The 14,580-nt window shown below is 42.6% G+C and carries 11 protein-coding genes; 7 read left to right on the plus strand and 4 right to left on the minus strand.

Translation table 11 applies throughout. The features are described 5' to 3' along the window. The first annotated feature begins 18 nt into the window (after positions 1 to 18). The 4 genes from P1X15_RS12485 to lgt all read left to right on the plus strand — a co-directional run bounded on the left by P1X15_RS12485 (position 19) and on the right by lgt (position 3,340). A complete protein-coding gene (locus P1X15_RS12485) occupies positions 19 to 1,617 on the plus strand; it encodes a hypothetical protein (RefSeq protein WP_277338458.1) in 1,599 nt (532 codons plus the stop codon). A gap of 143 nt (positions 1,618 to 1,760) precedes the next feature. Then, positions 1,761 to 2,267 carry an RNA polymerase sigma factor gene (locus tag P1X15_RS12490; RefSeq protein ID WP_277338459.1) on the plus strand — a complete coding sequence of 169 codons (507 nt, stop codon included), beginning with the start codon at positions 1,761 to 1,763 and terminating at the stop codon, positions 2,265 to 2,267. Continuing rightward, entirely contained in the window at positions 2,264 to 2,461 is a 198-nt protein-coding gene (locus P1X15_RS12495; RefSeq protein ID WP_277338460.1) for a hypothetical protein, read from the plus strand. Before P1X15_RS12490 ends, P1X15_RS12495 begins: the two co-directional genes overlap by 4 nt. Before the next feature lie 21 nt (positions 2,462 to 2,482). Further along, on the plus strand, positions 2,483 to 3,340 hold the full coding sequence (gene lgt / locus P1X15_RS12500) for a prolipoprotein diacylglyceryl transferase (RefSeq protein ID WP_277338461.1): 858 nt from the start codon (positions 2,483 to 2,485) through the stop codon (positions 3,338 to 3,340). A 103-nt stretch (positions 3,341 to 3,443) separates the two neighbouring features. Here lgt and P1X15_RS12505 read toward each other — a convergent pair whose 3' ends face one another. From P1X15_RS12505 to P1X15_RS12520, 4 genes are all read right to left on the minus strand, one after another. Next, positions 3,444 to 4,799, minus strand: coding sequence for a porin (locus P1X15_RS12505; RefSeq protein WP_277338462.1), 1,356 nt, complete (start codon positions 4,797 to 4,799; stop codon positions 3,444 to 3,446). A 103-nt stretch (positions 4,800 to 4,902) separates the two neighbouring features. Then, positions 4,903 to 5,577 carry a potassium channel family protein gene (locus P1X15_RS12510; protein WP_277338463.1) on the minus strand — a complete coding sequence of 225 codons (675 nt, stop codon included), beginning with the start codon at positions 5,575 to 5,577 and terminating at the stop codon, positions 4,903 to 4,905. 80 nt (positions 5,578 to 5,657) lie between these two features. Continuing rightward, positions 5,658 to 8,990, minus strand: coding sequence for a sensor histidine kinase (locus P1X15_RS12515; RefSeq protein WP_277338464.1), 3,333 nt, complete (start codon positions 8,988 to 8,990; stop codon positions 5,658 to 5,660). Positions 8,991 to 9,078: 88 nt separating this feature from the next. Then, on the minus strand, positions 9,079 to 9,720 hold the full coding sequence (locus tag P1X15_RS12520; RefSeq protein WP_277338465.1) for a response regulator transcription factor: 642 nt from the start codon (positions 9,718 to 9,720) through the stop codon (positions 9,079 to 9,081). 184 nt (positions 9,721 to 9,904) lie between these two features. Here P1X15_RS12520 and P1X15_RS12525 point away from each other — a divergent pair, with 184 nt between their 5' ends. The 3 genes from P1X15_RS12525 to P1X15_RS12535 all read left to right on the plus strand — a co-directional run bounded on the left by P1X15_RS12525 (position 9,905) and on the right by P1X15_RS12535 (position 14,547). Further along, complete coding sequence (locus P1X15_RS12525) at positions 9,905 to 11,332, plus strand: hypothetical protein (protein ID WP_277338466.1); 1,428 nt, start codon at positions 9,905 to 9,907, stop codon at positions 11,330 to 11,332. Positions 11,333 to 11,488: 156 nt separating this feature from the next. Beyond that, entirely contained in the window at positions 11,489 to 12,859 is a 1,371-nt protein-coding gene (locus tag P1X15_RS12530) for a TrpB-like pyridoxal phosphate-dependent enzyme (protein WP_277338467.1), read from the plus strand. Between the two features lie 395 nt (positions 12,860 to 13,254). Then, positions 13,255 to 14,547, plus strand: a complete 1,293-nt coding sequence (locus tag P1X15_RS12535; RefSeq protein ID WP_277338468.1) for an ATP-binding protein — start codon at positions 13,255 to 13,257, stop codon at positions 14,545 to 14,547. The last annotated feature ends 33 nt before the right edge of the window (positions 14,548 to 14,580 follow it).

Genomic DNA, 14,580 nt, shown 5'->3' on the forward strand with positions numbered 1-14,580 from the left:
ATCTTTGTTTGTAGACAAATGCTACTGATAATTGGAATCGTTGGCGTAATAAACGCTCAGGTTTATACGCAAACCCCCACTTCTGCCGAAACGCATTTTGAGCAAGCCCTAGCCAATGGACAACTTGCCAATGAGTCCTTTCGGCGGTGTCATCGGTATTTGGTGGGTTGGCTTGGCAAAGCCGATAGCACTACGGGACTTATCCCACGAAATTTGACGCAAAGCAAATGTTTTTGGAACGCCTACGATGCGGCTGCCGACAATTACCCTTTTATGGTAATGACCGCTTCCATGCTTGATAAACCTCTTTTTGAAGGTAAAATGCGAGAAATGCTGGCCACCGAAATTCGCCTCACCTCGCGCATCGACCGTCTGCCCGATACGTATTCATTTTGTAAAAAAGGATTTCTCAACGACCATATTGACAGCAGTCAGGTGATTTTTGGTAGTGCCGAATACATGAAAGATGGTCTTATTCCGCTTACGGAGTGGCTCGGCCAAAGCCCTTGGTCGGAGCGAATGCTGGGAATACTCACCGACCTCGACAAGCAAGTAGATGTGCCTACGCAAATCAAAGGAGATTTTTATGGTAAAAGTGCCGTGGTAGAAGTAGGAGGCGATTTGTTGCAGGTATTGGCACGTATGTACTGGATGACCCGCAATCCGCAATGGTTGCGTTGGGGCATCCAAATCGGCGATTATTACTTAAGCGATGCCTACTTGCCGACTCGCTCCACCGAACGACTTCGCCTGCGCGACCACGGCTGCGAAATCGTGTCGGGTTTGGTGGAAATGTATGCGGTAGTAGCGGTAGTAAATCCCGCCAAAAAACAACAATGGCAGCCTTATATTCATGAGATGCTGAATACTATTTTAGACAAAGGTCGCAACGAACACGGGCTTTTTTATGATGAAATCAACCCTGTGACGGGTCAAGTGATAGAAGCCCGTTTGGCGGATAACTTTGGTTACACCCTCAATGCTTTTTACACGGTTTATATGATTGATAAAATAAGTGCTTTTCGCGAAGCTACCTTGAAGACCCTCAATGCTTTGTATCCTTATTATCGTAATCACAATTGGGAATCGGGCAGTGCCGACGGCTACGCCGATGCGATTGAGGGAGCTTTGAATTTGTATTTGCGAGAGCCTGTAGCTTCGGTAAAAGACTGGATAGATTCGGAAATCAAAGTTTTATGGAATTATCAAAAGCCCGATGGTATCATTGAAGGCTGGCACGGAGATGGCAATTTTGCCCGAACTTCCCTCATGTATGCCCTCTGGAAAACTGCCGGTGTACGAGTTTCTGATTGGCAGTCTGACGTCCATTTGGGCGCTTCTATCGCCAAAAATGCGCTTTATGTGACCGTTTATTCCGAAAAAGGCTGGAAGGGAAAGCTTCTTTTTGGTGAACAATACCACGTCAATCACCTTCATATGCCCGTTGATTATCCGCGTATCAATCAGTTTCAAGAATGGTTTGCGATTGAGCCGCAGAAAACTTACCGCATTTCTATTGGTAAAAACACCCAAACCGTCAAAGGAAAAACCTTACTTGAAGGTTGGGACGTAGTCCTTAAGCCCAACGAAACCCTACGTTTGATTTGCCAGAAGTAAAGGAATGGTAAAGGTATTTACATTAGTCTGTGGCTAAATATTGTCAGTAAATTCTTTAATGAGTAACGATTTTTTTTGACGGCGTGTGACTTTATTGTACTTTCTGCAACTAATACTTTAGAATCTATTAGTCAACTTTAGCAGTGGGCAAAATTACGCTACAAGAAGAGTTTGTGAAGTTAATGGCCAATCATCAAAAACTGGTTCACAGTCTTTGTAGTCTTTATTTTGCCCAATACGAAGATCGAAAAGATATGTTTCAGGAAATTGTGCTTCAACTCTGGAAAGCTTATCCTGCCTTCAACCATCAGTCTAAAGTCTCTACTTGGATTTATCGTATTTCGCTCAATACCGTATTTACCAAGCTAAGAAAAGAAAAATCGCGCCCCAAAAATGAACCTTATTCGGACGATGCCTATCAGGTTTCGGCTGCTGAGCATTCTCTTGAACTTACGCAAGCTACCGAGGAGTTGTATCACGCCATCGCACAGCTTGGCGACCTTGACAAAGCAATCATTATGCTTTATTTGGAAGAACACAGCTATGAAGAAATAGCTGGTATTTTGAATTTGAGTCGCACCAACATCAGCACCCGAATCAATCGGATTAAAACCAAACTTGAGAAGCTTTTAAAAAATCAATTGCCATGAATTTAGATGAATTAAAACCTTTGTGGGACTCCTATAAAACGCAGGTAAACGAGCAATCTGAATGGAGTGAAGATGCCATTAGTCAGATTGTTAAAAGTCGCCCCGCTTCTATCCTTTGGTACCAAAAAGCGCAACGCCCTTTTCTTCACTTTTGTGTGAGTTTTTTGTTGATAAGTATTACTTCTGGTTGTTAAACTTCTAAAAAATCTCCTTTCATGTGGGCTTACATTATTTGGGACATTTCTCCCAGTGTCATTTCTTTTGACTTTTTTGGAGCTTCTTTACCCATTCATTGGTACAGTATTCTGTTTGCCTGTAGCTTTTTGGTTGGCGAGCGGTTGGTTTCTTTCTTATTTCGAGCAGACCACATAGGGAGGGAGAAAGTGGAGTCATTGCTGCTTTATATGGCGATTGCTACCGTTGTAGGAGCTAGAGTAGGCCATTATTTATTTTACGAATGGGAACTTCTATTGGCTCATCCTTCCGAATGGTTGCTGTCGATGGTCAGTTTACCTTTTCATGGATTGGCGAGCCACGGTGCTACGATTGCCATTTTAGCGGCTCTATTTTTGTACAGTCGCCGCCCCACCAATCCATCGTTTTTTTGGGTGGCCGACCGGGTAGTCATTGCGGGGGCTTTGGGAGGGGCGTTGATAAGATTGGGTAATTTGTTTAATTCCGAAATCTATGGAAAACCAACTGATTTGCCGTGGGGGTTTGTTTTTGTCCGTGAAACCGACTCCACTTTATTACCTCTCGTACCTCGCCATCCTACGCAATTGTACGAGGCTTTTTTCTGCTTGTTTTTGTTTGGGTTCACTTTTTATTTGTGGAAATATAAGCGACACCAACTTGCCGATGGCACCATTATGGGGCTATTTATCATATTGCTTTTTAGTTTTCGATTCATGATTGAATTTCTCAAAAATGCTCAGGAAAATTTTGAAGAAAAAATGCCCCTAAACATGGGGCAATGGCTAAGTCTGCCGATTATTTTGACGGGCGTTGTTATTCTTTTGTATGCTCAAAAACAAAAACATACATTCTCCCCAATGGAGGAGGTCGAAAGCTAGAATGCATTTGAAGCTGTCTCAAAAATATTGACGACCAAAGAGTATTTGGCAACGCAATACTTTGGAAACAGCCTCGTAGTATGACATTTTAGGCTCAAAAAAACTAGAAAATAAATTGACTTCTGAGGGTAAATACGCCGTCTTTGAGGTCTTGTTCGTAGCCTTTAAGAGCTGTTTTTTCGTTGACGATATGGTCATACCAAAACACCAACTTTAGGTATTGGTTGATATGATGAATGTAGCCGCCGCCAAAAGTGTCAAACCGAATATCGGCAGCCGAGAACCCATTTACACTATTGATGTTTTTACCTTTTACTTTGGTATTAGGATTGTACCAATCATATTTCAAAACAAGCTGATGTTTGGTACTACCGAGGTGTTGTAAAAAATAAAAATAAGCTCCATCAAACGAACGCGTATAAAGAGGCTGAGGAGTACCGCTTACTGTTAGAGGTAAGCTTCCTGGCGTCACGCTTGTAGTGGCAGTGGCTGTTTGTAAACCACGGATGTACTCAGCTCTCAACTCAGTTTGTCCTTTACGATTGGGGAAAATAAGTTGAAAATCAGCACCTATGTATCTTCTTGCGGCGTTTTTGCCAACATTTGATTGGGCGGAGTCGGCTCTCATAAAAGGCGAGCCGTTACGAACCTCCGTGGTATATAATACAGGATTTCGGCTTGTGATGCCACCTAAGTACCCACTAATTCCGCCTGAAACATAGGCATGCCATGATTTGATATGAACCCTTTTGGCACTTATCCGACCCACTATATCCTTTCTGCTATCGTATTCAGCTGGCCCTGTGAGTCCTTGTCCATCATAGACACCAAGGTCCACGTTAAACCATTTGAATTTAGAATTTTTGCGGCGAGGGTTAAGGCTTACCATAACTCCTAAATCGCGTTCGACTTGCATCAAAATCTGCGACATTCTGCCGCGTTCGGGAGTTTCACGGAAGGCCGATGGCAACAACAATTCATACCCAAACGGACGAGGCATAATACCCGCTGAGAAATGGAAAAGGTTCCATTTGTTTTCATAATATCGACCCCAAAAATCGCGCGTAAAGAAACCGCGTTCGGTGCCGTCAAATTGGAAAATAAAATAAATAGAAGGTTGCCCGTCTTCGTTGAGGTGGGTGTAATCTACCCGAAAACGTCCGCGTCTCATCCTAAACCTGGTGTTGACATAAGGTCCAAAATCACCTCCATTGTAGACATTGCCGTCAGCGCCTTTGCTTTCGGCCCATTGGAATTGAGGTTGCATATAGCCGCTGAAACCGATTTTGCCTAGTCGATTGTTGATAGAAAGCATACTTTTGCCGATACTCGTGGTCGTATCTATCATATCGGTTAGGAGGTTCCCTAAATTGTCGTATGGATTGGTTTTTTGGGCTACAGACTGAAAACTAAAAAGCGTAATTAACAGAAGAAAATAGATTTTAATGGAATATTTCACGGGGATATGTTTGTTAAGTCCACAAAAATACCTCACGCGACGAAAAACCATAAGAAAAATAACATAAAAATAATAATTGGGTAATGTCAGTCTTTCCCAAAGATTAATTGTTGTTGTTTGTTTGTTCCTTTTTATCGTTGACAAACCACGAGGCTACATAAGCTGTAAAAGTCCCAAAGAGTCCTACATCGCCGGTCATCAAAATCACAGCGATGATTCTGCCTTCGGTAGTGACGGGGTATTTGTCACCATAGCCCACGGTAGTAATAGTAACATAGGCCCACCAAAGCGCATCTTCGGCGGTTTTGATGTTGCTGTTGGGGTCTTTTTCAACTTGTAAAATGCCAATGGCCGAAAAGATAATCAACAAAATAGCAATAATAGAAACGGAAGTAAAAGCGCCTTGAGCGCGGTTTCGGAAAATATAACTAACGAGCTGATGAATGGAACGAAAAGCTCTAATAAGCCGTAGCAAACGGATAAGCCGCAACAAGCGCCCTGCTCTTAAAAAATCGACCATCGGAATGCTCGAAATCAAATCAACCCATCCCCATCGCATGAATTGTGCTTTGTTTTCGGCCTGATAAAACCGTACGCAAAATTCCAGAAAGAAAAACACACATATAGCGTTGTCGATATAGTTCAGAAGGGTGGATGTCTCGGGGGGTAATTTATAAACAGTGTCTATCGTGAGCGCACCCAGCACGTAGATTGACAATACAATCACAATCAAGTTGAGTAGCCCTAACTTGGGCTTTGAAGAGGGAGAAGAAAGCATACGCTAGAACTAGTAAAACTGGATGCTACTAGAATACTATTTTAAAAAGCTAAAATAGAGAATTTTCTACCTGATTAAATTTATCCAATGGTAAGTTCTATTTTAAAGCCCTGGTCGTAGTGGGTCTTTAGCTTACCGCCAATCTGAGAAGCCCGCATTTGCATGTTGGCTAAGCCAAGGCCATCCGATACCGCAGTGGATACCACCAGAGCACCGTTGTCATGAATATGCAAGAGGAGTTGTTTTTGCTCCTCCACAAAACGAATCTCGACATGAGTGGCGCTAGAGTGTTTGCAGATATTGGTGATGGCTTCTTTAAAAATAAGGTAAATATTTTGGCGTTTTTGAGGGTCGATAAATTTCCTTGTGTCTTCTATTTCTATGGAGAAATGATGTCCAATTTGTTTTCTATTGAGGTTTTTTTCGGCAAAAGCCCGCATTCGGTCAATGAGGTTTTCGTATTTGTCTTTGCGAGAGTCAATCGCCCATACTGTGTCGCGCATGCGTTCCATAGCGTCGTGGCTCATGTTGCTTATTTCGTTGAGTGATTCTTTTTGAGATTCATTGGCCGAAAAAGCCATCATTTGAGATTGCATCGCCAATCCCGACAAGATAGAGCCTACATCATCGTGGAGGTCGCTAGAGATTTTGACCCGAATGGCTTCCATTGCCTTAATTTGGCCAATACGTTGTGCCACTCGATACTGAATAAAAAGATACACAATCCCTCCAATAATCAACGAATAAAGCAAATAACACCACCAAGTTTTCCACCAAGGTGGGCGGATTGTGAATGAATATGACAATTCTTTGCTCCATATTCCTTCTTCGTTCATGGCTTTGACTTTAAACGTATAGTGACCTGGTGATAAGTTGCCGTAAGTAGCTTCTGAGCGTTGAGTGATGGCACTTGGGCTGCTTTCTAGCCCTTGTAGCTGATACTGATAACTGAGGGCTTGAGGCGAATTTGTATTGATACTTGCAAACTCAAAAGTGAGAAAATTGTTGTTGAAAGCCAAACTCAAGTCTTCAGGTAACATTTGCCATTGCGACAATTGTTTGAAATGAAAATCATGAACAGTGAATCCATTTTTTAATACGAAAGAGGTGTCTTTTTTCCACGGAATTTTTTCATTATAAAGTTTTATATTGGTGAGGAGCACGGTGTGGACTTCGCGATTGAGCACATCTTGAGGAGGATGATAAATCGTTAGGCGATCCATTTTGGGCATCCATAAGTCACCGTTTGTAGTTTCAAGAAGATAATACCGACCTTCCGCAAAACCCGTGTTTCCATTTTCGGAGGTATATTTTTTGAAAAATGGAATAACGGGGACTTCGGGAGTGGCGGCGATTTTTTCCAATTCTTTTTTTGACAACTTATTCAACCCTGTTCGGCTGGCAATCCAAAGATTTCCAGCTTTGTCTTCACGGAGGCCAAATACGGTGTTGTGACTCAGGCCATCCGATTCGGTAAAATGCCTTAGTGTATGGTGGCGTAAATCCAAGCGCGTAATTCCACCACCTAGCGTGCCAAACCACAAATCGCCTCGTTGGTCTTCTATCATACTTTCAAAAATACCGAAATTCATGCCTTCTTTTTCGGTAAAATTTGTAAACGTACGACCGTCTTTGTCCAATCTGGATACACCCCCAAACGTGCAAAACCACATATTTTCAGCTTTGTCCTGAAAAATCTGAACGACTTGGTCGTGGCAAAGCCCTTGTTGTACCCTAAAATGAGTTCTGGTTTGGGTATCTGCGTTGATCCTAAAAACGCCCCCCTCTTCACGCGAGCTGTACCATACATTGCCCGCCTTATCTTCAAAAATACAAACAATAAAACTGCCACTTTCAGTGAAGTGGGTAAAGGTTTTGTGGTCGGCATTGAGCCGCACCATGTGGTTATATAAGGAGCCTACCCAAATATTGCCTTTTTTATCTTCCAACAAACTAATGGCACTATCATGGCTAAGACCTTCTTTGGGGGTATAGTTGGTAATTGTTTTTTGATTGAAGTCGAAGTGAGCTAGCCCTCCGCCTGCTTCGGATCCCACCCAAATGTTGTGATACTGGTCTTCAATGATACTTCTGACGGTGTTGTTCACCAATCCATCTTGTTGCGTAAGGGTGCTAAATCGACGGCTGTATTTGACCACGCCTTTGTAGCTTCCAAACCACAGGTTGCCGGCGGGGTCTTCTACAATAGAAGAAACTTCATCGTCTGCCAATCCTTCTTTGGTGGTGATATGGGTGATGGTACGGCCTGTTTTATCCAAACTAAATACGCCGCCGGGTAAGGCTCCAAACCATATAGTTCCCTGTCGATCTTCTAGCACATTGCTGATCCAACCGTTGGTGAGCCCTATGGTATGGTGAAAATTTTTGCCGTCAAACTTGGTTACGCCACTCCAAGTGGCCAGCCAAAGATTCCCGACTCGATCTCTTATAAGATGCATGATAGAATTATCGCTCAGTCCTTGTTTTTTGGTGTAATGAGAGAAACTTTTTCCGTCATATTTAATCAGCCCTTCTGATTCTGTTCCAAACCAAATATTGCCAGCGCGGTCTTCGGTTATGCTGAAAACTTTTACCGCCAATCCTTGTTTTTTGGTAAAGTGAGTGAAAGTTTTGCCCGATTTATCTAATTTAGACACTCCGTTGCTTTGAGTAGAAAACCAGATATTGCCTTGGCTATCCTCAAAAATCCCCAAGATATGATTGTCACTTAGACCTTCTCTTGTGGTGTAGTTGGTGAAGGTCTGCCCGTCGAACTTTGAAATGCCCTCCCGACATCCAAACCACATATTTCCGAGATGGTCTTCGATGATACATTCTATGAAATTGTCAATCAAGCCTTGGCGGGTTGTGTAGTTTTCGAAGGTTTTGCCGTTGTATTTGGAGATGCCATTAAAGGTTCCGAACCAAATATTGCCGGTCTTATCGCGGCACATGGTATGAATTTGGGTTTCGACCAAGCCCTGAAATAGTCCATAAAGATTAAAATTATAAGGATTGTAATCTTTGGCGTAAGCAGGTTGTGCCAGTGCTACCTGAGGAAGAAGAGCAACCACACTCTTAGGAGTAGCCGAAACTACTTTCAGCAAAAGGAATGAGTCTTTTCCTGGCGTTTTGGTAATAGGTATTTCAGCTGCTACTACAGTGGTACGGGCAGGTTGGTTACGATTTTTGATGGGCAATACGGCTGGGTTGCCTACGGGTACTATTTTTTTGGGTCCCAATGTCCTCACCTGAGGTGGTGGCATAGTATCGATACTAATGACTTGACCGTTGGTTTTTATCACTTTCGAAGTGAAAGCAAGTTTAGGCTGATGGGCTGACTGAGTACAATAACACAGCAGCACAATCATTGCAACATACACAAGGCCGGCGAGGAGTTTGTGAAGTTTCAAAATAGAATATAGATAAGGGCTAATACAGCATATATATATCAAATATAGAAATATTTTATCTGTTTAGGATACTATTTGTCGGCTTTAATTATCCAATTTGCCCCTTCATATATTTTGTGATAGCTTCGGTTTTGTTGTTGACTTGCAGTACTTTGTACATTTTTTTAATGTGAGACCGTACTGTTTCAACCGAAATAAATAAGTTTTCGGAGATGGTTGCGTAGCTTTTGCCATCTACGAGCATCTCCAAGATTTCTTTTTGGCGATCGGTTAAGATGCTTGCCTTGCTTACTCGGCCACCCATGAGGTGGTTCACTATTTCTCGAGCGATAGAAGGCGACATATACGACCCCCCGTTTACCACAATCCGTAGTGCATCTACGATTTCGGTCAGACTAGCTTTTTTGGAGATATATGAGCAGGCTCCCGAGCAGAGAGCTTTCAAGATAATGTCTTCTTCTTCGTAGGTCGTCAGCATCACAACGTTGACATCGGGCAGGCGTTCGAAGATATACGGCAATGCCTCAATCCCAGACATCCCCGGCAAGCCAATGTCTAGCAAGAGGATGTCGGTATGTAAACGATGATCAAGGTCAAAAGCCCGAAAGAACGATTCAATAGAAGGCTGTACCGTCGTGATTTCGAATTCTTCATGAAAGCTGATAAACTTGGATACATTGTCTCTGATGACCTTATTGTCTTCTATGATACTGATTTTAGCGGGTGCCATATGTTAGGAAATTTGTACAAAAGTAGAAGCAAAATGCTAAGAAAACTATCACCCTAGCAGGTGATTTTACATGAAAAATTTCACTTTTTTTCACCTTTCGGGGTGATTGAAGCACGTGTAGATTTTACTCAATTTTGTGATGTTACTTTTAAATGATATTGTTTACTAACACTCTCAAAATCAAATGGAAAACTTGGTAATGCCTTCGCGTTTTGTTATTCTAAATTTGTATTTTACAAACATTGACAGAATAAAAACAATCTCTATCTTCTTGTGGCTTTGGGTGTTTGCAATGTTTGCTAATGCGCAGACCAAAACCATCTCCAATTTTTATCGCCCCGGAAAAATAGGCTTAGAAGATGGTAAGGTGGTCAGTAATAATACTGCTACTAACGCAACTTGGATAATTGAACCCTTTGGTGGGCCCAATTATGCTCCGCTAGTACGCATCAAAAATGCCGCTACGGGCGAGTACCTTCACAACGAAACAAGAACACTCTCTTGTGGAAAAATCCAACCCGGCTGGCATAGTGCCCTTTGGCTGCTCAGGCCTCTCAATCAAGGATTGACGCTGATTATCAATTACTGGACCAAAGAATATTTGCACGTGGAGCGCGGGCCACTCGAAATCAGTTCGATAGGATCAGAAGCATGGAATAGTGCTTACTGGAAAATCGAAGCCGTAGAACCGCGCAAGTTTCCTGAAACTTATAAACCTCCCCTCACGCTTCAAGCCAAAAGTGGGGCTACGAGTTTGTTAATCAACGGTGCTGTGTATAATGGAAATGCGCCCACGCTTACATCGAGTATGGTGGCACTGACTAATCAAGGAAAGTATCTGGAATATACTTTTAACAATATTCCAGACAAATATCTGAATCCTCAGCTCGCGATTGCCAACATCAAGTTTCGTCCCAAAGCCAGTATCAAAGACGGCGTTTTGTATGTTCACCTTACCACAGAGGGCAGCTCTATCAATATCAATCCTCAAACTTATGTCAACAAAAAACTAGAGCGGGGTTTTTATACCAATCGCGTAGAAACCAGTATTGCAATATCTGATGATTTTGAGAAAGATGCTTGGGGACCCCTCAACCTCAACTCAGAAGGTACACTGACAGATATGAGTCAATTTACGGTAGGAGTCTCTAAAGATGGTCCCAATATTTCATACAGCTTAGGCTCTCAATACTCTAAACAAATCAAGGATTTTAGTTTTGAAGACAAAACTTACAGCAATACCATCTCGGGGATTTGGAAAATGGGGAAAGACATTATCGAAAAAACAGCCGGACAGTATTCGGGATTAGCGGAGCTTCCCGCTTTGGCAAGTGGCAATTTCCCCATCTATGCCCAAGCGATTTTTAAAGCCCGACAGGCCAATTATATTCCCAATAGTGTCACCATCAATTTTAAGCTCAAAACCCAATTTAAGGAAATGGTGTTGGTTTCAAATCAAGGCTCAGATGTGCAGGCTTTCTTTGAAGGCTTTGTATTCTACGCCAATCCCAAAACCTACCAAGGTACACTAGCCTACAGATTAGGAGAAAAAGTGATTGATGATGAAGTGCTTTATACCATTATCCTAGACCTAACACCTCTGAAACAATAAAAGCTAGAGATGTAAACTAATACTTAAGCTACTTGAAAGATTTGCTCCATAAGATTTTCTTGTGGAGCATTTTGTTTTTTAAGAATCTGTTGCGATAGGAGTAAATAGTTTCTAAGTTTAAAGCCTATTTCTTAATCATCCTTAATTCCACTAATCATGGCAGAAAAACAGTATAAAATCCTTCTCAGCGAAGACGAAATTCCGAGACAGTGGTACAACATTCAGGCCGATATGCCCAACAAGCCCCTGCCGCCCCTTCACCCTGCTACCAAGCAGCCCGTAGGGCCGGGCGATTTGGCACCGCTGTTTCCGATGGAGCTTATCAAGCAGGAAGTATCGCAGGAGCGCTATATCGAAATCCCCGAGGAAGTACGCGAAATCTACAAACTATGGCGGCCTACGCCGATGTTTCGGGCGCACCGCTTAGAAAAAATGCTTGATACCCCTGCCAAAATTTATTACAAATACGAAGGTGTAAGTCCCTCAGGAAGCCACAAAACCAATACCGCCGTGGCGCAGGCGTATTACAACAAAATGGAAGGGGTAAAACGCATCACCACCGAAACAGGAGCAGGGCAGTGGGGAACGGCCTTGGCGATTGCGTGTCAGATGTTTGACATCGAGTGTGAAGTGTTTCAAGTAAGGATTAGCTACAACCAAAAACCCTACCGCAAAGCCTTGATTGAGTCTTTTGGGGCCAAAATTTACCCTTCTCCCTCGGAGCTTACGGCATCAGGACGGAAGATTTTGGAACAATATCCTGACACACCGGGTAGCTTGGGTATTGCGATTTCGGAAGCCATCGAATGTGCTGTGCAGGATGAAAATTGCAAATATGCCCTTGGGAGCGTACTCAATCACGTATTGATGCATCAGACCATCATCGGGCAAGAGTGTTTGGTTCAGATGGAAAAAGCAGGCGATTTCCCTGACGTAGTGATTGCACCGTTAGGGGGAGGTTCCAACTTCGCAGGGATTTCGTTCCCTTTCCTTCACCAAAATCTCACCCAAGGCAAAAAAGTACGGGCCATTGCGGTAGAGCCTGCTTCTTGCCCTAAACTGACTAAGGGCGAATTTCGTTATGATTTTGGCGATTCGGCGGGTTTTACGCCTTTGTTGCCGATGTACACCCTTGGGCACAATTTCCGTCCGGCGGCGATTCATGCGGGTGGTTTGCGCTATCACGGCGCGTCGGTGCTGTGTTCGCAGTTGCTCAAAGACGGCCTCATCGAAGCCAATGCTATTCAGCAATTGGAGTGTTTTGAGGCGGGAGTGGCGTTTGCCAAAGCGGAGGGAATCATCCCCGCACCCGAGGCTACGCACGGCATTGCGCAGGTATTTCGCGAAGCACAGCGTTGCAAAGAGGAAGGCAAATCCGAAACCATTCTTTTTAATCTTTGCGGACACGGTTTCTTAGATATGCAGGCCTACATGGATTATTTCGACGGCAAACTCGCCGACCACTACCTAACCGACGAAGAGCTCAAATCGGGCTTGAAGGAGTTGGAAGGGTATCCTGTGGCCTAAATACCACCCCAGGCGATGCCTTTAGTGTCGCCTGGGGTAGTTGTATTTAATGAATAGTATAAGTGTGATTAAGCAATTGAAAATCAGGGTATTTTATTTGTTTTGACGGTCTTTGGCTTCTACCATAACTTTTCCTAATGCTTCTTTAAGTAATTGATTCTCTAGTTCCAGCTTGCTTAGGTTATGATGTAGCTTGACCACGAACGAAAAATTTTAGACTTTCTTTCAAAAGGTTATTGTAGCTGACATCCTCTTCCAGATAAATGCGATAAGTTAAACTTCCTAAGGTAATTTTGGGGGAGAAATTTAGATTTATCCTCATTATTTTAAAGTATAGATTTAATTTTATGGTATTTATTTTAAATTTATGCTTTAAAATAAAGATATGTTAAGCTATGTTTAGAGAAAAAATAAACGATTTACAAAAGTGGAAAGATAAACCAAATCGCAAGCCTCTTATTGTAAACGGAGCAAGGCAAGTTGGGAAATCATGGTTGATCAAACATTTTGGCGAAACCTATTTTCAAGGTAAAGTCATTGTCGTTAATCTTGAAAAAAGTAAAAATCTTCATACCATTTTCAAGCCTGATTTGGATGCTAAAAGGATTCTTTTCGAACTGGGGTTGGCACTCAATACTACAATCGAAAAGGGGGAAGATTTGCTTTTTATTGACGAAATTCAAGCTTGTCCTGAAGCCTTAGGGAGCTTACGGTACTTTTATGAAGAGATACCAGAGCTGCATGTCATTGCAGCAGGGTCGCTACTAGATTTTGAATTTAGAAACCAGCCTTTTCCTGTTGGACGTGTTGAAACCCTCAATATGTATCCGATGACTTTTTACGAATTTTTGAAAGCTCGGGGTAAAGAGCAATTGTGCCAATTGTTGAAAACACCTCTTGTAGATATACCAGAAGGTACAGAGCGTTATTTTGACGAAGATTTCAACCTTTATCTCGTCGTGGGAGGTATGCCCGAATGTGTTCGTTATTTTGTAGAAACCAATGATTTGCAGGGTATTAGAAGTATTCAAGAGGACCTTCTTTATACCTACGAGCAAGATTTTAAAAAATACACCCCTACCGTAAATCCTGATTGCCTGACTGATATTCTTGAAAACGCAACGAAATTGATGGGGCATCAAGTCATTTATACCAAACTTTCGGAGCGCTTTTCAAGCCCGACCATCAAAAAAGGGGTGGAGGTACTGCGAACTGCTCGATTGCTGCACAGTGTACAGAATGTTTCGGTCAATGCTTTACCTCTAACTGCTGCGGGAAAGCAATTCAAATTATTTTTTTTGGACGTCGGGTTGTTGCTCCGGAAAAGCAACCTTGACTATCAAAGTTTTTATATCAAACGAGAACTTTCCTCAGCCTTTCAGGGTATGTTGGCAGAGCAATTTGTAGCCCAACAATTTATCGCTTACACAGATCAAAAAACTTTTTATTGGGCACGTACCGAAGCTGGGGCAAGCTCGGAAGTAGATTTTGTGATGGTCAAAGATGGCAAAATTCTTCCAATTGAAGTGAAATCAGGTAAGAGTGGCTCACTCAAAAGCCTCCATTATCTTTTGGAACATCACCCCACAATCGGAAAAGCCATTGTTTTCTCTCACGCTAGACAAGGAACACTCGACAAAATTCAATTTGTCCCTCTTGTCTTTGCAGGGAATTTAGGGAATGAATAACAAAAAAAACGCCGCAAAGCTCAAACTCTGCGG

The sequence above is a fragment of the Runella sp. MFBS21 genome (assembly GCF_029433105.1).
GTDB lineage: Bacteria > Bacteroidota > Bacteroidia > Cytophagales > Spirosomataceae > Runella.

Bases quoted from the DNA above. Each gene is read 5' to 3' on its own strand.
- P1X15_RS12485 (WP_277338458.1), top strand. From the start codon at position 19: ATGCTACTGATAATTGGAATCGTTGGCGTAATAAACGCTCAGGTTTAT.
- P1X15_RS12495 (WP_277338460.1), top strand. From the start codon at position 2,264: ATGAATTTAGATGAATTAAAACCTTTGTGGGACTCCTATAAAACGCAG.
- lgt (WP_277338461.1), top strand. From the start codon at position 2,483: ATGTGGGCTTACATTATTTGGGACATTTCTCCCAGTGTCATTTCTTTT.
- P1X15_RS12510 (WP_277338463.1), bottom strand. From the start codon at position 5,577: ATGCTTTCTTCTCCCTCTTCAAAGCCCAAGTTAGGGCTACTCAACTTG.
- P1X15_RS12520 (WP_277338465.1), bottom strand. From the start codon at position 9,720: ATGGCACCCGCTAAAATCAGTATCATAGAAGACAATAAGGTCATCAGA.
- P1X15_RS12525 (WP_277338466.1), top strand. From the start codon at position 9,905: ATGGAAAACTTGGTAATGCCTTCGCGTTTTGTTATTCTAAATTTGTAT.
- P1X15_RS12530 (WP_277338467.1), top strand. From the start codon at position 11,489: ATGGCAGAAAAACAGTATAAAATCCTTCTCAGCGAAGACGAAATTCCG.
- P1X15_RS12535 (WP_277338468.1), top strand. From the start codon at position 13,255: ATGTTTAGAGAAAAAATAAACGATTTACAAAAGTGGAAAGATAAACCA.